A 21083-nucleotide genomic window follows, 5' to 3' on the forward strand; every position below is an offset into this window, starting at 1 on the left:
TAGTTCAAAGCACCTTTTCTTGATCAACCAAACTTTGCAATAACTTTAATTGATTTTTAGATCTGTTCAAATTGTGTTCGGGGTATTTGGTCTTATAATAAATATCATTATTCAAATAATCTGTTAAAAACCTGATGGCCATAATAAAAATCATGGATTTAGCCCCAAGCAGTAAATGTTTAGCCTCATTTTCCGAAAGTGAATCACCTATCTCCTCTAAAAATCCTTTAGTATATGATTTATAATAAGAAACGTTAAAACCAACAAGGTCTAAATTGGTTTCATCTTCTTTGGCTGTATTACAGATAGTTCTAATAGCATCACCAAAATCATAATGGATTATACCGGGCATAACCGTATCTGTATCAATAACACAGAGCCCTTTATTATCTTGTGAAAACAATGCATTTGAAACCTTGGTGTCATTATGGGTAACTCTTAGAGGCAATTGCCCCGTTTCTTTTAACTTTTGAAGAATATGCATCTCTTCTTTAAGTTCCTTAACTTTTAAAATATTCTTTTTTGCTGCCACCAATCTTTCTGGAGCAGCCTCTCTTAATGAGTCTTCAAACTGCTCATACCTAAAAGACATATCATGAAATTTAGGTATTACCGCAACCAATTTTAAAGAATCAAAATCGTTGGTCAATGTCAAGAATTTACCAAAAAGCTTTCCGGCTTCATAGGCTATTTCAGAGTTATCTACAGTTTCAAAAGTTATACTGTCCTCAATGTATATCATTAGGTTCCAATAGTCATTTGTTTCACTCTTGAAATAAAACTTTCCAGATTTTAATGGGACAAAACTTAACACATTCCTATGTAACTCTCTTTTCGGTAAGTGTTTCAGCTTGTGTTGAAGATGTTGACTTATTAACACTTTATTACTAACTAACCCAGGAACATCTTTAAATACCGTATGATTTATCTTTTGAAGAATATAATAAGGTTTTTTTGTTGTTTGTATTAAATAGGTATCATTAATATGTCCTGAAACCAACTCTTGAACACTCTCAAAAACGGAGTCATGTTTGAATTGATTAAAAATATATTCTAACTGATTATGATTCATCAACTCCACAGATTTACAGGATAAACATTTTTATTTTTTAACTTTGAAATTTCTAATTCAACAACTTCTTTATCTTTTTTATAGGTCACTCCAAACCATTTTGAATTTGTTTTTAAAACATCAATCTTGCCCAAATTAGTTTTGATTATTTCATTTACAATAAATGGAATATAGAATTCTGCATTCAGATTAAGTTGATGCAATTTCATGAAATTTAAAAATAGTGTTTCTGCAAATTCAAATAATTTGGGTGTAAAACCCCAAAAATTCATTGAAACCAGGGTATCTCCATCTATTTGCGTAAGACTTCCGTCTTCATTCTTATAATTTAAAACTCCACCATCCTTCAAAATATGAGTACGCTCTATAATGCTCCTTAAGAATCCTTTTGAATCTAGTTCACATTGTCCCCTAGAAACATATCCATGTTCAGATATCGTATTTTTTAAGGGGTATGCTATCAAAATAGCATCAAAAGAGTTAAGATCATTCTTTTGTAACGCTTCAGCCATAATCTTAAATGATTCGAAACCATAAAAATCATCAGAATTAATAATGGCAAAATTCTCCTTTACCACATCTTTTGCCATCAAAAGTGCGTGACCAGTTCCCCATGGCTTAACCCTTTCCTGATTATAGAATTCAGTAGGAACTGTGTTTAATTCTTGATAAACATAGTTCACTTTTATTTTGCCAAATAGTTTGTTATCAAATCTTTGCTCAAAGTCCTTTTCAAAACTTTTTCTAATAATAAAAACAATTTTACCAAATCCAGCACGTAAGGCATCATAAACAGAAAAGTCTATTAAAGTATCTCCTTCTTTATTAAATGTGTCAAGCTGCTTTAGTGAACCATATCTGTTGCCCATTCCAGCGGCCATAATTACTAATGTAGGTTTTGTAAGTTCCATAATGAAAGTTCAAATTACAATAATTATTTAAGTCAAAGTCACCTAAATGTATTCATTACATCAAAGTTTGTAAATTGATATAATATCAGCTCATAAAGTATTTATGAAATTATTCTAATTCCAGTTTTAAAACAGTTGCTATAGGATTATACTCTACTTCTGGAAATTTAATAAGCAATGTTTGGGTGGTAAGCTTCCAGTCTATCTTAGCGCTAGAGCCCATTAACTTAATGTCTTTTATAGGTGATGGTGGCAAATTTCTGTGTAAACCACCAATGGCTCTCATTTTTATTTGTTTTCCAGCTTCAGGAACTCCTAAAAAGAAAACATACATAGTTTTCTTGTCTTTGGCAACGGTATAACGAACATCTGACGCACTATATTTAACTTTAGCCGATTGCCCATCATGAGAGGCATCAGAAGCATTGGCTGTACCGTATCCAAATATTTTAAACGGGCGTGTGCCGTAAACGGCTTCACCGTGCACTTTCATCCAAGCACCAATATCTTTTAAAATATCTCTTTGTTCTTTATTTATTACCCCATCGGCTCGTGGTGATATATTTAACAAAACAGTGCCATTTTTGCTCCAAACATCAATCATATTTCTCACTACTAGAGCCGCATTCTTGTATTTTTCACCTTCCACGTACATCCAACGCTTATCACTTAGAGTGATATCGGTCATCCAAGGTAATGGGTAAATGTCCCTACGTCCACCTTGCTCCAAATCATCAATACCGTATTCTAGCGGGATATCTTGGTGCTTACTACAGACAACCACCTCTTTATCATTCTTAATTCCATTATTAAAATGGTAGGCAATCATTTCGTTTATCTTTTCTTCCGGAATCATGTTTAGCCAGGAGTCATACCACAAGATATCTGGATTGTATTTATCAACAACCTCAACAACCTGATCGTACCAATATTGATTGAAATCTTCTATTTTCTCCCAGTTACCAAATAACTTTCTAAGTTTAGGGTCTTTAGTTGCTGTGGGTAATTCGGGATGATATGGGTAATGGCTATTGAAACCATTTCTACCCCAGCGTTCGGGGGCATTGGCATTACGCTGCCCGTTACGTGCATGATGAAAGGTTGCTAATGTTTTGATGTTTCTTTTTTTAAGGGATTCAAATAACTCCCCTACAATATCTTTTTTTGGTCCCATATCGGCCGCATTCCATGGGTTTACTTCACTGTCCCACATAGCAAATCCGTCGTGATGTTGGGCTACAGGTCCAGCAAATTTAGCGCCGGTCATTTCAAAGAGATCCGCCCAATCTTCGGCATTAAAATGTTCTGCGCTAAACATGGGAATAAAATCTTCGTATCCAAATTCTTCAATGGGTCCGAAGTTCTTTTCATGAAACTTGTTGACATCGCTTCCTTTCATGTACATATTACAAGGGTACCAGGCGCTGCCATAAGCTGGCACACTATAGGGTCCCCAATGGAAATACATGCCCAATTTAGCATCGGCAAACCATTCTGGTGCGGCTTCTTTTTTTGAAAGGGATTCAAAATTTGGTTCATATTTAACAACCTCTTCTGTGTTTTTTTTCTTTTCCTCTTTACAAGCAGAAAAAACTAACAACAGTATAATTACAAGCAATTTACTCAGGTTCATATTGAATATTTTTTTATCAATTTTATCTATTAGTTTTTATCAATTAAATTAAAAACCCGCATGGTCCCCGTGGCCACATGACCACCTGAATCCGGGAACTTTATACTTATCTCATTATTGGGTTTTAGAAAGTCAGCATCAATTGGTATTTCAATGACACCATAAAAGCGTTCTCTATCGGTTTGTGGTTCTCCCGAATAATTATCGGGTACCGTAATTTTTGTACCATTAAACCGAACTTCTGGTCTCAAGGATTTACCATGATCTCTACCTATACCAATTCTAAGCACAGCCTCCACTTTTTTTCCAATTACAACCTTATTAATTTTGAAAACTATTTCTTTCCCAGCTTCTATGGGCTGGTAATATGAATCTGCATAGTATTTTACTTCTTCCTTTGTAGCTAGAATATCTATAGGCTTTTTAAAAGTGTATTCCAAGATCATAGTGCCTTCAGCTTCCAACTCTATAAGCTCTAAATTGGCTTTCAGTACTTTTTCATCAATGATACCTTCCCTTTCAATCTCAATAGGTTTATAGGGCGCATAGTGATGTTTAATTTTTATTTGCTTTAAAGGGTTGCCCGTCGGGTTCAGTACATTTAAATGCATGGGCACTTTTTTCTCGGTTAAATTGTTCAGAATAACGTAGGCTTTTTTTCGATTTATATAAGCTTCTGTTTGAATATCCACAGTATTGGATTTAATATCCACGCGCTTCCCTTTGACATCAGACCATAATTGATAAAACTTCACTAAATCCGAATACACCCATTGATCTCCGGTTTCCCCTTCTTTTTCAAATTGTTGCCTAAATAATCGGCTCCTGTAGGGATGCCCTTCCTTTGTTCTCCCCCATTCGCTTTTAAGCATAAAAAATGGTATGGCCATAGCAATAGACTGCGGATGGTCCATAAAGGTCATCAACATGGCATTGGCACTTTTTACATACAGATAATCACGCCAAGGGGTCCACGCTATATCCCTATATCTATGGGCTTGAACCGAATATTCTGAAATAACCATAGGTTTTATTTTCCCAAAAGTCATCATGCTATATTGCTCCAGCATATCTAAAGACGCCTTTAGATTACTGCCTTTTCGATATTTTTTAATATAACTTAACTTCCCGCTGTTATAGTTCTGTTTACACGGAAAATCATAAAAATGTAAAGACCAAAAATCCATATCATCTCCCGTTAAATCAATAAACTGTTTCCAGCGATATTCCCATCTTTTAAAATCATACAACTCAAAATCCGGAAAAGCACAGGTGTACCCACCCACCAAAACATCGGGGTTTAACTTTTTTATTTCTTTAGCGACAGTAGAATGAAATTCAGCCATTTTTTGAACGGCCGCTTTTTCTTTTAAGGCAACCCCTCTGTTTTCCCTCGGCACCAAATCCCACATGGGTTCATTGATGACTTCTATATATTTTGGCTTCTTTCTAACACCTTTAGGAAAAAACGACTTGATATAATGAGCCATAAATTGTCCGGTTGCAGTCCCAAATGGTTCTTTATCATTACTGGTTTGTGATAAGGCCCAACCTTTCCTATTGGTATTGCCATCTGGCCAGAAAGGATGGAATTGCCCACCTATAACCATATTATTCATTCTACGCTCATATCCATGCAATTCGGTATGTCTCTGGTAAGACTGAGTTGCTCTTTCTCCCAAACTTTTAATATGTGACACATCTGCAAACCCCGGTCTTTTTGGGTCCTCTTTAACTGTTCTTAAAACCCCTGTTAGCCCACCGGTTTCCCTGCCTAGATACACATCATAGCCATCCAAAAAATCACTTCTTATATCAGAATGTAAATGGTTTCCAGACCAGTCGTTCGTTAAATTTGCATGAATGGTTATATATTTCTCACGGTCAAAGGCATCAATACCATTAACACTGTGTTTCGTATTTAGGTTTACTTCAACTTCTATGTCTTGCGCAAACCCCATTAATTGGGCAAACACAAATAATAGCGATAGTTTAAGTTGTATTTTGCTGATAACAACCACCCTTTTTACTTAGTTTTCTTCAAATTAAACTCTTTAACCGTGGGTATCTCCTCATCAGCCTGTTTAACACCTCTTTCTCCGCTTAGGCCTTCAAAATAGCGTAAATAATTATGTGAGCCATACTTCTCTTTTTTATCTCTGGCCTCCTGACCAATTTCACGTAAACGTGGTAAATCAACCCTTTCATCACCAACTAAAAGTAAGTATTTGTTTTCTGAAATTACTTCCCCAGATTTATCCGTGAGTTTTAACTTTACATGGAATTGATTTCCTAGTTCCCCTGGAACTTTACAAGATATAGCGGCAAACTCTTTGGAGCTATCTCCTTTAATGTTTGGAATTTTGATAACGTCTTGTTTTACTTCTTTTTTGTTATGATCTAAAAATGTAATTTCAGCTTTACAATCTTTAAAATCTTTATATAAATCATTTACTACCCATATTTTGCCCTCAAATTGTTCATCTGGGAGCCATCTTCTTCGTTTATGCTCTAAACTGATTAAAACAGGCTGATAAGCCATTTTCACATAGTCATATGAAATTTTTGGCTGTTGATAATAATCTACTATACCCCATTTCATATCTGGTGCAAAAGTTATGTAGTGACAAATACAAATAGCACTTGACTTTGGTTTTCTTCTGCGGAAATATTCTAAACCGTATTGAAAGATTACACCTTGGGAAATTTGTGTTGCATCAACAAACTCCTGTAAACTTCCAGTAGACTGATTGTCTAAAACGTCAAAATTCAGAGTTCTGAACACATCAAAATCAGTCCAATGATGCCCCCAACTTGGTCCTGGCGGCCATAGTTCATCTTCCGGGATAAACTTTTTAATACTCTCAACATTTGGACATGAAGAAATAGCTAATTCAGGCACCGCGGCAAAATCTTTACTTTGAAAGAATTTTTCGGTATTGATTCTTCCTTCACTATAAAACAATCCATTTGCATGAACACTTTCTTTAGGTTTAAAACCTAATTCTATACCTACATGGTCGCTCAGGGGTGATACTGGAACATAATGTAAATTAGTATATGGTTCAACAACATCTCCCAATTCTTTCATTAAATTTAAGTTATATTCAGGATCAGAAGCAGTCATTAGAATTTCTTCACCTCCTTCAATAATAACCATACAAGGGTGATTCCTTAAGTCTTTAACAACTGAAATTGCTTCAGAGAAAATGGCTTGTTTAAATTCTTCAGTTTTTGGTAATGATAAACTTGCAATTGGAAGTATGTCTTGCCAAACAGTAATTCCTTCACGGTTACATAATTCATAGAAATATGGAATTTCTGTAGGATGCCAACCAAAAATGCGAAGATTGTTCATATTTCCTTCCTTGGCTAGACGAACGAATTCTTCATATTTTTCATTGGATGCACGCCCAAAGAAAATATCAGGAGGTCCTCCCCAAGTACCAGAACGAATAAAATGACGTTTCCCATTAATCATGACGGTCCAAGGATTTTCAACCTCATCCTTAGTGTAACCAGGGTTCATCTCCATTTTTAGTTCACGAACACCAAACAGTTTATCATCTACATCTAATACCTTTTTATTGCTTTTTATAGTCACGTTGGCTATGTAAAGGTTTTGGTCACCTAAATCCCAAGGATACCATAGTTTTGCATCTGGAACCTTAACAGGAATTGTAAATTCATTTCTACCCGGAGATAAACTTTTTGTAATAGTTGATTTATATGATTTTGATTTAAAGTTTTCTCCTTGCACCTCAATTTCAATCTCAACACTTTTATTTGTTGATTCGTAGTTTTCTACTTCAACTTGTACCGTTAAGTCTGCCGATTTCTTTTTTAGATTGATATCTGACTGAACATAAATGTCTTTGATTTTTGTAGTTTCGAATGCCTCTAAACGCACCGGCTTCCATATACCAGTAGGAACTAAATCTACCCAATAATCACCATGCCACGCAGGTTTCCTTCCTGCCACCTGGCTATATCGGCGGGGAGCAGGATGCAAACGAACCGCTAATGTATTTCTGCCTCTACGTTTTTGTTCAAAACTCACTAAATCAGTGATATCAAAAGAAAAAGAAGTAAACATACCCTCATGCGTGCCTAACATTTTTCCGTTAACAAAAACATCACAAGCATAATCTACACCATCAAAAGTTAATTCGATAGTTTTACCTTTCATTTCTTCTGGTACATTAAAAATATTTAGGTACCACCATTCATATTCATTTACCCATTTAGCTTTTACGCTATTACGTCCATAATGCGGGTCTTCTATTCTCCCAACACGCCATAAGTCTGTAAACACATCTCCAGGTACTTGAGCAGGCGCCCAGTTTAGGGCGTCTCCCATATGGTCATAACTTATTTCTGGGAATTTTTCTTCTAAACCTCTTCCCGGTAAAGTACCTTGAACTTTCCAATGATATCCACTTAAATCATGAACTAAACGTTTTGACTGTTGTGCATTAGAAATACTTCCTAGAGTCAGGAATGCTATTAATGTAAAAAGATAATTAGACAGGAGATGTTTCATTGTTTATTTCTTTAATTCTTCAGTTTGTTTTTTAATACGCTCCTTTTGTTTCGCACTTAAACCATGCGAATAATGAAACTCCGGGCTATGTTGATAATAATGCCCTTTCATACCTTGATCATCTACATCTAAACTCAAATCACAATCAAATCTGGTAAGGATGGTATGATTCCAATTTCCTCCGGCATTAATAAAATGTGATATTCCCCATGTAATACCGCGTCCGTCTTTAGTATCTGTAAATGCATCGGGCACATAAGGGCCAGCTGCTACAGGAAGTAATTCGGTGATTGCGGCAATTTCAAAATTCACCCAATCTTTAGCATATTGAATGGTATTGTGCTCCTGTCCATCACGCTGAATAATAGCGGCAACTCCTTCTTTAAATGGAAACAAGGTAGTTTCATGCCCTGAATTTATCACTGGATTTAAAGGATGTTTTACAAATGGCCCCAATGGGTCTTCAGCAATAGCTAATCCTTGCATTCTAATTTTTGATGGTTTTAGCTCAGGACGCTTGTCAAAGTCCCCTTTATAATACAAATAGATTTTACCATCGTGTACCAACGGATATGGGTCATGGATGGAGTATTGGTCCCAAGAACCTTCTGGTCCATTCGGAATTACAATTTCACCTGAGTGTGTCCAAGGACCGTCAGGAGAATCTGCATAAGCTACGGATACTGGACAGAAATCACCACGTAATCCGCTAGCTTCCATAAATGCCTGGAAGTATAAATAGTATTTTCCCTTAAACTTTAAAATATCTGTTGTAGTTACCGAGCGCCACCCAGGTTGTGGCTTGGGCGGACGTGGCAGTGCAATACCTTGTTCCTCCCAAGTAAAACCATCTTCAGAAGTGGCATACCAAATATCTGCTAAATCCCAATCTGCCGAAGGAATAACATCAGTTGACTCTTTAGCACGGGACATTCCAACGGGCTTAACCGAACTCTTTCTTCCTGTATAGTAAACGTAATATTTTCCGTTTTCAAAAATTACTTTTGAAGGGTCTCGGCGAGTAATAGTCCCATCTCCCCCATTATAATCAAACCCTTTTAGTTTAGTGTATTTAAATTGTGTGTATAACTCAGTTTGCTCTAGGCGAATATTATCATAGGCATCGTAATTACGCTCTACCGCAGCACTTAAGGCTCGGTCTGGTTTTTCAGCAGGTATAAAAAATGGAAAATCTTCACTTGAAGTTTCTTCTGTACTTTCTTTTTGTTCATCTTTTACTTTTTGTAGGCAGGAAATTCCTAATATGCCAATTACCAGTAGATATACAATATGTTTCATGTTTATATGTTTAGTTGATATTTTTAAAATTCAAATGTTAACTCAAAAACTAATGGTTCATCCACGTTTCCAAAATAGTTTTTAGCACTTCCTTGAGGGCCCGATGCTGTAGCCGGCATGAACTTGGTTCCCATGGCTGGTATGTTTTTTACAAAGGAAATATCTCCTTTAGGAAATTCTGCTACGGTAGCGCCTCTCATTGGTTCTGCTGGCTGTTCTGGTGTTAACATACGCAAAAAAGTTAAATCTGAATGACAATACACCGTAAAGCCATTTTTCTTTTTACCAAGTAATTTCACCCAATTAATGCTTGAAAAGAAGCCCTTAAATTCAGGGTAAACCCAACCAGATTCTCCCGTAATGGTGTTGTTATAATCGTTTTCCCAAACTTTAAACTGGTTACCCTTCATACGATTACGCCACACGCGATATGGGCCATCTCCCAACCACTTCATACCTTTAACTTCTTCTTCAGGAAATGAAAACGTAATGCCCATATAGTCTTCTACAATTTTCTGATTTCTAAGTTCTACCTTCAAATCTAATATGCCATTAGGATAGACCGTCCAAATAAAGAAATCCTGAGTCATTTCATTGTTATCTTTCCAATCGTAATACTTCTTTCTTTTGTTGAATAACCCGATGATTTCAACCATATCGTCTAAAGTATTTACTTTAACCGTTTCAAATTTCGACTTGCTGCCTAACATAATAGGGCCATCTTTTAAAGGAATAAGCCTACCATTTTTTTTCACTTCCTTTAATAATCCAGTTTTCGCCGAGAACTTAAATTCGCTGTCGCCAGTGCTTACAGTTATCAGTTCTTCAGATGAAACCGTTTCAATAGTCCCATCTTTACTATAGCTTACCTTATCACTATTAATTTGCTTTGGTGTTTTAACTGGGTATGTCCAAGTAAATATTTCCATACCATGCATATCTATTGCCTTTAAAAACAGGGCATCGGCCGATTTCCAGTTAGTAGGTTTGTTTACACTAAAATTCCCCTGAGCTCCCGGTGACAGTGCTGGCAATTCCACTTGACTTTCTGATAATATTTTAACATCAGTATTACCTTCAGGCCCATTGAAATTAACCCACTGGGCAGTCATTGTGCATTCATTCAAATTGGTAAAGTGATACCTATTTTCAACATTAAATATCCCCGAAAAATCTTCCCTTATATAGCGGTCTGCAATATAAATAGGCGACCAAACTTCTTTAATGGTAAAATAACTTCCTTCTTTTTCACCGTAAGGCCCCACAATACCATCTGGTGCATGGTTCCCATCAACATCAATGATACCTCCCTTGTCTGTACGGACAACGCCTTCATCTGCAAAACCCCATAAAAATCCTCCAGTTGCTAAAGGCATGTTCCATATTTGCTTCCAATAGTCGTCAAGACCTGCCCCATGTCCACCGTCATATAAACCATGTAAAAATTCTGTTGGGAAATAGATTTTATCTTTTACCGGAGCATCAAAAGCGAACATATAATAATCCGGATAATGCATGGTATTTATCTTGTTAAATGAGTTCCATGGGTGAATAACTTCACGTTTTTGGATATCCCATTTAGCAAACTCGTCATCCAGCTCAAGATTCCATCCTGTTTCATTTCCATTATCCCAAATGAGGATTGATGGGTGATTTACATCACGTACAACAAGTTCTTTTATTAGTTTCTTCCCTACCTTAGTATCAAGATATGGTGTATGCCATGTACAAAGTTCATCTAAAACAAATAATCCGAGGGAATCACAAACGTCTAAAAAGTGAACATCTGGCGGATAATGAGACATTCTCACAGCATTCATATTCATGTCCTTTATCATTTTCACATGTTCAATACTCAATGCTTTGGAAGTAGTACGTCCAGATTCTGGGTAAAAACTATGTCTATTAACCCCTTTAAACTTTATTTGTTTGCCGTTAACATAAATACCGTCACTTTCCCTGATTTCAACCGTTCTAAAACCGATACGCTTTGAAATTGAGTGCAGTTTATTTCCTTTTTTATCCAGCAGATCAATTTGCAATTGATATAGATTGGGTTTTTCTGCATTCCATGTTTTTATGTTAGAAGCTTTAGCTATAAGAGTCAATTTATCCTCTTGTTTATTTACAGTAGCATCCAAATCTTGCACCTTATTGCCTTTTAAATCTTGAAGCTCAACGTTTGCAGAAGCAGCTTTTTTTGAATCAGTATAAACCTCTGCGGTAATCTTTCCATCAGCTTGGGCATCAATAGCAACACGCTCTATATGTTCTTTAGGCATCACTTCTAAATATACAGGGCGATAAATGCCACCAAAAATCCAAAAGTCGGTATTACGTTCGGCAAAATTTATGGATTCGTTTGCTGACCACTTATTAACTTTTACTTCAAGAAGATTTTCAGTACCATATTTTAGAAGCTTCGAAATGGCATATTTAAATTCGTAAAAGGCACCTTGATGTATTGCACCTGCCAACTTTCCATTTATTTTCACTTCGGCATCCGTCATCACGCCTTCAAAAACAATCTTTACTTCTCTATTTTTCCAATCTTTAGGCACCTGAAATGTATGCTTGTAAAGCCCATATTCCTTATGATAGGGTTTAGAAATTTTAAAATCTCGTCCGTAGTTATAATAACCAAAGCCCTGTAATTCCCAACAGGAAGGGACACCAATTTTAGCCCACTTTCCGCTTTGCATGCCATCAGAACAGTAGAAATCCCATTCGGCAGTATTATCTTTATCTGTTCCGGACAGATATTTTATTTCGGTTTGATTCTGGGCTATTAAACCCGAACTAAAAATGAAGAATATTATTAGTGCCAATGAAAAAAGTCGTTTCATAATAATTTGTAATACTTTAATTAAAATTCAAAAGTTAAATCCAACACTATTGGTTCATCATCATTTCCAAAATAATGTTCTTGGTTTCCTTGAGGCCCCATACTTTCTGATTTTTGAAATTTTGTACCAATCCCCGGGACATTCATCACAAAAGAAATGTCTCCTTCAGGAAATTTAGGATGTGTTTTCCCTACTTTATTTTCCTTAGGCTCTTGAGGCGTCAACATTCTTAAATACGTATGTGGCGTTCTACAATACACCGTAAATCCGTTATTGTTATTTCCTTTTACTTTAGACCAATATAAGCTTGAAAAGAAACCTTTAAACTCTGGATAAACAAATTCATCTTCTCCAGCTTCACCTGTTACCGTATTGTTATAGTCGTTTTCCCAAACTTGAAAACGTGTACCTTTCAATCTATTTCTCCATACGCGATAAGGGCCATCTCCTAACCATTTCATGCCTGCCACTTCCTCTTCAGGGAATGAAAATGTGATACCCCTATAACCTTTTAAGTTTCTATAGCCTTTAAATTCTACTCTCAAATCTAACAAGCCATTTAGATGAATAGTCCACTTGATAATATCTGAAGCATATTCCTTTACGGTAGACCACCCAGGTGATTTATCTGTTTTTTCAAATACGGCTAGTATTTCAACCTTATCTTCTTTAGAAGTTACAGTAATACTCTCAATTTTTGCTTTCTGATTTAGAATTATTGGTCCATTTTTAAGCGGAATAATTTGATTGCCTTTTTTCACCTCTAAAAGCATACCGGATTCTTTAGAAATCTGGTAGGTAATACCATTTGCTTCAACCCTAATTTTTTGGTCTTTGGTTTCTGTCTTAATTGCACCCTCACCAGTATATACCACTAAGGGGACACTCAACTTACTTGGAGCAGAAACAGGATAAGACCATGTGAAAATTTCATTTCCATACACATCTATTGCAGTAAGGTGCAAGGCATCTGCCGATTTCCAATTTGATGGTTTTTCAACATTAAATTTTCCTTTTCCGCCAGGAGAAAGATTCGGTAAATCTACTTTACTTTTAGAAAGTAATTTGTGTTTTTTACTTCCCTCTGGACCATCAAACTTTATCCACTTTGCCGTCATGGAACATTGATTCAAATTGGTGTAGTGATAGCGATTTTCTAATCTAAAAATGCCGTTAAAATCATCCTTAATAAATCTATCCTCTATATAAATTGGCGACCATATTTCTTTAATGGTGAAGTAACTCGCTTCTTTTTCCATATTTGGCCCAACTATACCGTCATTTGCTTTGTTTCCTTGTAAATCGATGGCATTATTCCTGTCGGTTCTTTCAATACCCTCATCAGCAAAATCCCATAGAAAACCGCCTGCACTCAATGGTAAATTCCACATTCTTAACCAGTAATCATCCAACCCAGCTCCATGCCCGCCATCATAAACACCGTGTAAAAATTCCGTAGGGAATAAAATTTTCTCTTTAGAATAGGAATCGTTAACCAAAGAATGATAGTGACTATAATGAATTGTATTTGTCTTTTTATAGATACTCCATGGGTGAATCACCTCGCGGTTTTGAATATCCCATTTTGCATAATCGTCATCTACTTCAGGATTCCATCCTTGTTCATTACCGTTACCCCACATGAGAATGGATGGGTGATTGACATCGCGTACCACGGTCTCCTTAACAATTTTTCTAGCTACTTTGGTATCTAACATAGGGTTATGCCAGGTACAAATTTCATCAAGAACAAATAAACCCAAGGAATCACAAACATCTAAAAAATGAACATCCGGCGGATAATGAGACATACGTACTGCGTTCATGTTCATATCCTTCATCAGTTTCACATGTTCAATACTAATAGCTTTAGAAGTAGTTCTACCAGATGTAGGGTGAAATGCGTGCCTATTCACACCTTTAAACTTAATACGCTCACCATTAACGTAAATACCATCTCCTTCTAAAACCTCTATTGTCCTAAAACCAATACGTTCTTCTATTTGATGCAGTGTTTTTCTGTTTTTATCTAATAAGGAAATTTGAAGTTTATACAAATTTGGAAACTCTTGATTCCAAGTCTTTACATCATTGGCTTTCCCTTTTACGCGCCATTTACCATTTTCCTTAGTAATGTTATCATTTTTAATGTTTTGAACTATATTTCCTTGTAAGTCCAAAAGGCCTATGGAAACATCATTAGCTTTTTTGGAATCTATAAATAGGTCTACTATAATTTGACCATTAGCCTGAGCATCAATAGCTACTCTGCTAATATTCTCTTTTGGAGAAACACTCAAATAAACGGGGCGATATATACCACCAAAAACCCAGAAATCTGCGCCTCTTTCTGCATGATTGATGGATTCATTAGAAGACATTTTATTTACTTTAACCTCCAGTAAATTCTCTACACCATATTTTAGTAACTTGGTAATTCCGTATTTAAATTCATAAAATGCCCCTTGATGAATAGGACCTGCTAATTTGCCATTTATTTTCACTTCAGCATCGGTCATCACGCCTTCAAATACTATTTTAATGTCTTTGTCTTTCCAATTTTTTGGCACCTTAAATTTATACTTATACAACCCGTGTTCAGAAGCCATATCTACTACGCCCATACCTGAACCATAATTATAAGTTCCAAATCCTTTTTGTTCCCAACATGATGGGACCCCTATTTTAGTCCATTCTCCACTTTGCCTGCCGTCTGAACAGTAGAAATCCCAGTCAACCAAATTATCCTTATCCGTTCCTGATAGGTATACAACCTCCGTTTTCTCTTGGGCATCAATTAGTTGATTTGATAAAATTAAAAGAGCAAAGAGCACAAATTTTAAAATCTTCATAAATATGCTTTAATTAAAGTTGAAATAATTTTTGGCGTTGTTATAACAAATGTCTTCGACCATTTTACCCAATAGGTCCATGTCTTTATTTATGAGACCGCTTTCTACGTCATTACCGAGTAAGTTACATAAAATGCGTCTAAAATATTCATGACGCGAATAAGACAGGAAACAACGCGAATCTGTTAACATTCCAATAAACCTGCTTAACAATCCCATATTGGATAAAGTATTCATTTGGCTTTCCATTCCGGTTTTCTGATCTAAAAACCACCATCCCGATCCAAATTGCATTTTCCCTGGCACACTACCATCCTGGAAATTCCCTATCATGGTTGCAACAACATCATTATGTGAGGGATTCAAATTATAAATAATAGTTTTGGCTAACTTATCTTGGGTATCCAAACCATTTAGAAATTTTGACATTGCCGAAGCACAGGTTACATCATGAATTGAATCAAACCCTGTATCTGGTCCCAACCTGGATAACAATCTGGTATTGTTATTTCTTATTGCTCCGTAGTGAAACTGTTGTACCCAACCTTTTTCATGGTCCATAACGCCAAATTCATACATCATAGCAGATTTGAATTTCAAAATTTCTTCCGAGTTTAATTCAATTCCAGAGCGTACTTTAAAGAAAATAGTTCTAACCTCTTCAGACGTATAATCCGCAGCATAAAACTCTTCAATACCATGATCTGAAAGTCTACAACCAATTTCAGCAAAAAAATCATGACGATTTCTTAAAGCCTTTATTAAATCATCGAATGAATTCACATATATGCCTGAAACCTCAGATAGTTTTACTATATAATCATTAAAAGCTTCGACATCCTCTACTGCCATAGCTTTGTCTGGTCTCCAAGTAGGATACACTTTAATTTGGCAATCGCTTTGAGCCGCTTGCATATGATAATCCAAAGAATCTGTTGGGTCATCGGTTGTACAGACTACTTTTACATTCATCATTTCCATTAATCCCTGGGGCTTATACTCATCTGTTTTAAGCTTTTCATTGGCCAAGTCCCAAACTTCTTTGGCTGTATTTATATTTAATATACCATCAAATCCAAAGAACAATTTCAACTCCATATGCGTCCAATGATATAATGGATTTCTAATAGTAAAAGGTACCGTTTCCGCCCACTTTTCAAATTTTTCCCAATCTGATGCATCACCTGTGCAATATCTTTCATCTACACCATTGGTTCTCATTGCTCGCCATTTATAATGATCTCCATAGAGCCAGAGGGTGGTTAGATTTTCGAAATTTTTGTTTTCAACTATTTCCTTTGGACTTAAATGACAATGGTAATCTAAAATTGGCATTCTACTTGCCGAACCATGAAATAGCTCACTAGCCGTTTTTGTTTCTAAAATAAAGTCGTGATCTAAAAAAGATTTCATTTATATATTATGCTACTAAATTATTTAAATAAAAAATACTCTTTCAAATGTAATTACAATACTTTGTTTTCATAACTTTAACGCAGCTTTAACGGTAGCTATAACGGTTAAAGCTTATTCTGATTCCAGAAAACAATGCAAGCTAAACTAACTGAAAAACAAAGAGATAAGATAGCATCAAAGCTTATCGACAGTAATACTTTCAAAAATGCACCAACAAGTATTGCCCTTTTGCAGTATTTATATAATAAAACGAAAAAAGGAACGCATCTTAAAGAAAGTATCATTGATATTGAATTCTTTAAAAATCAAAATGCTGGAGATAGAAACAACCCAAGAGTACGAGTAAATGTTCATAATCTCAGAAAGAAAATTGTACAGTTTTATGAAACCGAAGGTAAAGATGATGTCTGGCGATTAAACATTTATAAAGGTCAATATCAAGTTAGTTTTCACAAAAATGAACAAGCTCATTACATCCTTAAAAAACTTAAATGGTCCTCATTGTTGCCTTATATGTTTTTTCTTGCCGCTGTTTTAATCATAGTTAAAATTAGTATCCCACAACCTAAACCCAGTTTATGGAAAACAATTCTATCTAAAGACACCTCAACAAACCTTTATATTGGTGATCATTTTGGAATTACAGGAAAAACGATTACTAGAAATAATGGCTGGACTAGAGATTTTTCAATTAACAGTGCAGATGAATTCTATAATTTTATTGATAGTAACCCAAACTTAAAAGATAGCATTAAACCATCTAATTACTCCTACTCCACAAGAATGGCTGCATTGTCAACACAAAAATTTCAATCATTTTTTCAAAATTTTGACAAAAAATTTTCAATTAGATTCTCAACGCAAACCTCCACATCAGAAATAAAAGAAGGACACGCTTTATATGCTGGACCAAGTAAAAACAACAACCAGTTTTTATATTTTTTTAATGAATCCAACCCGTATTTTGAAATATCTGACACTCAAATTAGCTTGTTTAATCACCCCATACAAAAGGATACAATCTTTAACTTAAACTCAGGAGATGTTTCTCATGAATACGCCGTGGTTTCCAAATATAAAAGTGGAGACACGGAACACTTTGTGTTTTTTTCGCAACATGATATTGGTGTAAGTGCTACAGTTGAGTACTTCACAAATATAGACAGCATCCAAAAGTTTCAGGATACGTACCTAAAAAACAATAATCACTTTACCGCTATTTTTGAAGTAAAAGGACAAGATAGAACCAATACTAGCTTAAAACTGATAGAGGCTATAGGGTTTTAGTCTATTTATTTACATCAATTAACACAGTCTCTTGACGCTTATCTTCAGTATTTAAATGGAATACAACATTATTGGTTTCTAGCTGCTCAACATGTCTTGCATAAACCCCATAAGCCGGAGTTGCACCCAAATGAATGAATTCTGGATATTGCGTTTCATTCTCAGGCACTTCTATTTTTCCATCATCGTCTGTTCCTCCACCTGGTAGTGTTACATCAATATTTTCAAAAGTAATGCGACCAATTTTATGATTAGGGGTACCTGTAAAGAAAAACCCTGTTGTTGGTTTTAACCTTAATTTATCAAGACTAGAAACTGTAGCTTTAATATTTTTAATGGTCACATTGTTAATAGAGCCTACTGGTTTTTTAGGCACACCTCTATAAGTCAAACCACGCTCCCCTAGCCTTATAAAAATGGGCATTTCTACGTTTTCCATAGTTATGTTTTCTATCAATACATTGTCAATATTAGCACCATCAACACTTAAAATTTTAATGCCACCACCTCTGGTGTCATGAATAAAACAATCTCTAATGGTTATATTTTTAAAATCACCCATTGATTCGGTTCCAAATTTAATAGCTCCCCAATGGCTTTTTAATTTACAATCATAAACCTCAACATCGGAAGAAGGTTTTGGGCTGGTGGATTTGAAACAAATGGCATCATCGCCAGAGTCAATGGTTACATTTTTAATAACTCCATTGGTACTTGAGTCAATATCTATAGCATCGTTATTTCTGTTTGCATGACTGTGAATATCTACACCATCTACTTCAAAGTTATTACATTGAAAAAAATGCAATGTCCAAGCTGCAGGTTGACGTAAATGAATATCTTTTAATTTCACATTTTTGGAACGCACCATTCTTACTAAAAATGGTCGATTGGAATAACGAATGTTGTTATTTACGTATTTATTATCTTTCGCTATTAAATTTGAGAAGTCCGGTTTTATTATTTCAATACCAAGCTTTTTTATTGTTTCTTTTACGTTTTTAGGAGTAAACATTTCTCCCTGCCCATTAATTGTTCCTTTACCAGTTATAGCAACATTTTCAACATCTATAGCCCCAATAAAACACTGTCCTCTAAACTGACCGGTGGCGTCTATAAATGGATCAACTACAGGATAATCATTTGGGTTGATGCTTCCTAATAAAACAGTATTTTCAGTTACGTTTAAAGTCACATTGCTTTTTAATAACAAAGTTCCTGAAATAAAAGTCTCTCCATCTAAAGTTACCGTGCCACCTCCTGCTTCATTACAAGCATCAATTGCACTCTGAATAGCTTCAGTATTAATTGTTTTATTATCATCTATAGCACCAAATTCCCTTACATCCCAAACCGTTTTCCTTTCACATGAGAATAATGCAATTATTATAAAACTTAGTAATAATTTGGATTTACTTTTCATCATTTATTTTTAATAATTAATGTTTTTAATCGTTTGTTTGAAAGCTTCCCCACCAATCATTTTTTGGATCAAAATCGGGAGATAAAAACTGCATTCTTTGTTTCTCTAAACTTTCCAGTTTTTTGGTTGCCATATTTTTTAAATGCCTTTCTTCTAATTCTACTTTATACAGAGGATCCTTAATCGGAAACCTAGCTCCCACTTCTTCTAAATAATCAAAAAGAATCCTTTTTAATTCTTCAACCTTAGTATTATTTTCAACAGACAAATCATGAAGTTCCTCTAAATCTGTCTTTAAATTGAAAAGTTCTTGTCTATTGTCTTCATAATAATGAATGAGCTTCCAATCACCCTTTCTTATAATTGATGACGGTTCTCCCCCTTGGTTACCATAGTGTGGGTAATGCCAAATTAGAGGTCGTTCTGCAATTTCACCTCCATTTAAAACAGGTAACAAACTTACTCCATCTGCATGCACCTCGGGTTTTAAATCTGCACCTACTAAATCTAATAGTGTTGGATAAAAATCAGTTCCGGTGGCGGGCACATCGGTTTCTTTTACCTTATTTAACCAAGGAACCTTTATAAAATAAGGTTCTCTAATACCACCTTCGTATTGATATCCTTTACCGCCTCTCAAAGGTAAGTTTGAAGTTGAAAATGCATCACCAGCTGAAACACCACCGTTATCTGAAGTAAATACAACTATGGTATTTTGGTCTAAACCTAAATCCTTTAAACCTTTTAATACAACACCCACAGCATCATCCATAGACTCAACTAGTCCAGCATATATTGGATTATCCTGTGTTTCTCTCATTGGCAGAAACTTTTTCATTTTAAAAGAGCTCTCTTCAATACCGTTCATTTCTGCTTTGTAACGATATTTAGCCCATTTTTCTTTTGTGGTTTGAATTGGTCCATGTACTGCATAAAACGATAAATACGCTAAGAATTTACCATCTATATTAGCTTCCATGAACCTAACTGTTTCTTGAGCTAACCGCATACTTAAATTTTCACCATCTTTTCCGTCCTCAAGATTTGGATTATCATAAGGAGAGAAAAAACCACCTTTAGGAGACCCAGCATCCCAACCTCCAACATTAATATCAAAACCATGATCTTGTGGCCATGACCCTTGACTGCCTAAATGCCATTTTCCTGCAAAAAACGTGGTGTACCCTGCTTCTTTTAGTGCTTCTGGCAAGGTAACATCGTCGTGAGCCAAATTGTGATTATACTTTGGAGGCAATAATTTGTTAAACCTATTTTTCTCGCGCCATTTCTCGCCTTCCCTAGCTCCTATCCAATCTGTAATACCATGTCTTGCTGGGAACTTTCCGTTCATAATGCTCGCTCTAGACGGACTACATACTTGGCAAGTGGCATATCCGCTATTAAATACGGTACCTTCTTGGGCTATCCCATCTATATTAGGCGTTTCGTAAAAGGTATTGTTTCTATAACTCAAATCATTATACCCGTAATCATCGGCAAGGATGAACAGAATGTTCTTCTTTTCTGGTTCAACATCCTTTATTACTTTTTTCTTATCTGTGTTACAAGAAAATAATACAGATAAACCTACTAGAATAATTGCGAATTTAGATTTCATTAGTTGGAGGGTTCTTTTAAATTTCTATTCAAATAGCAATATAAGAAGAATATAAAATGGTTTTCTAAACAACTATTTTATATTCTTTCTTTTTTTCCATTTTGTAGCCTTAAACACCTCTTTTTTAGCTTTTTTAGTTTCTCTCTATTTCCTTGATTTTCATTTTGTACTCTTCTGTTAAAG

General features: G+C 35.4%; 12 protein-coding genes. 1 reads left to right on the plus strand and 11 read right to left on the minus strand.

Annotated features, from left to right (window positions below; genetic code table 11):
• Positions 1–4: 4 nt before the first annotated feature.
• From FUA22_RS13405 to uxaC, 9 genes are all read right to left on the minus strand, one after another.
• A complete protein-coding gene (locus FUA22_RS13405) occupies positions 5–1072 on the minus strand; it encodes a phosphotransferase enzyme family protein (RefSeq protein ID WP_147769111.1) in 1068 nt (355 codons plus the stop codon).
• A complete protein-coding gene (locus tag FUA22_RS13410; RefSeq protein WP_147769112.1) occupies positions 1072–1983 on the minus strand; it encodes a nucleotidyltransferase family protein in 912 nt (303 codons plus the stop codon). Before FUA22_RS13410 ends, FUA22_RS13405 begins: the two co-directional genes overlap by 1 nt.
• A 109-nt stretch (positions 1984–2092) precedes the next feature.
• On the minus strand, positions 2093–3616 hold the full coding sequence (locus FUA22_RS13415; protein WP_147769113.1) for an alpha-L-fucosidase: 1524 nt from the start codon (positions 3614–3616) through the stop codon (positions 2093–2095).
• Between the two features lie 29 nt (positions 3617–3645).
• Positions 3646–5577: a hypothetical protein gene (locus tag FUA22_RS13420; RefSeq protein ID WP_206667109.1), complete on the minus strand. Its 1932-nt coding sequence runs from the start codon at positions 5575–5577 to the stop codon at positions 3646–3648.
• Between the two features lie 65 nt (positions 5578–5642).
• Positions 5643–8159, minus strand: a complete 2517-nt coding sequence (locus tag FUA22_RS13425) for a glycoside hydrolase family 2 protein (protein ID WP_147769115.1) — start codon at positions 8157–8159, stop codon at positions 5643–5645.
• A 3-nt stretch (positions 8160–8162) separates the two neighbouring features.
• A complete protein-coding gene (locus FUA22_RS13430) occupies positions 8163–9458 on the minus strand; it encodes a glycoside hydrolase family 117 protein (RefSeq protein ID WP_147769116.1) in 1296 nt (431 codons plus the stop codon).
• 23 nt (positions 9459–9481) lie between these two features.
• On the minus strand, positions 9482–12304 hold the full coding sequence (locus FUA22_RS13435; RefSeq protein WP_147769117.1) for a glycoside hydrolase family 2 protein: 2823 nt from the start codon (positions 12302–12304) through the stop codon (positions 9482–9484).
• A gap of 20 nt (positions 12305–12324) precedes the next feature.
• A complete protein-coding gene (locus tag FUA22_RS13440) occupies positions 12325–15156 on the minus strand; it encodes a glycoside hydrolase family 2 protein (protein ID WP_147769118.1) in 2832 nt (943 codons plus the stop codon).
• 9 nt (positions 15157–15165) lie between these two features.
• Positions 15166–16569, minus strand: a complete 1404-nt coding sequence (uxaC, locus tag FUA22_RS13445) for a glucuronate isomerase (protein WP_147769119.1) — start codon at positions 16567–16569, stop codon at positions 15166–15168.
• A 135-nt stretch (positions 16570–16704) separates the two neighbouring features.
• Here uxaC and FUA22_RS13450 point away from each other — a divergent pair, with 135 nt between their 5' ends.
• Positions 16705–17859 carry a hypothetical protein gene (locus tag FUA22_RS13450; protein ID WP_147769120.1) on the plus strand — a complete coding sequence of 385 codons (1155 nt, stop codon included), beginning with the start codon at positions 16705–16707 and terminating at the stop codon, positions 17857–17859.
• Position 17860: 1 nt separating this feature from the next.
• On the opposite strand, the gene FUA22_RS13455 is transcribed toward FUA22_RS13450, so the two are convergent.
• Together FUA22_RS13455 and FUA22_RS13460 are read right to left on the minus strand one after the other, a co-directional pair.
• Positions 17861–19285, minus strand: coding sequence for a glycoside hydrolase family 28 protein (locus FUA22_RS13455; RefSeq protein WP_241664828.1), 1425 nt, complete (start codon positions 19283–19285; stop codon positions 17861–17863).
• Between the two features lie 22 nt (positions 19286–19307).
• Complete coding sequence (locus FUA22_RS13460; RefSeq protein ID WP_147769121.1) at positions 19308–20900, minus strand: sulfatase; 1593 nt, start codon at positions 20898–20900, stop codon at positions 19308–19310.
• Positions 20901–21083: the final 183 nt, after the last annotated feature.

Origin of the sequence: Seonamhaeicola maritimus (assembly GCF_008056315.1) — a bacterium.
GTDB lineage: Bacteria > Bacteroidota > Bacteroidia > Flavobacteriales > Flavobacteriaceae > Seonamhaeicola > Seonamhaeicola maritimus.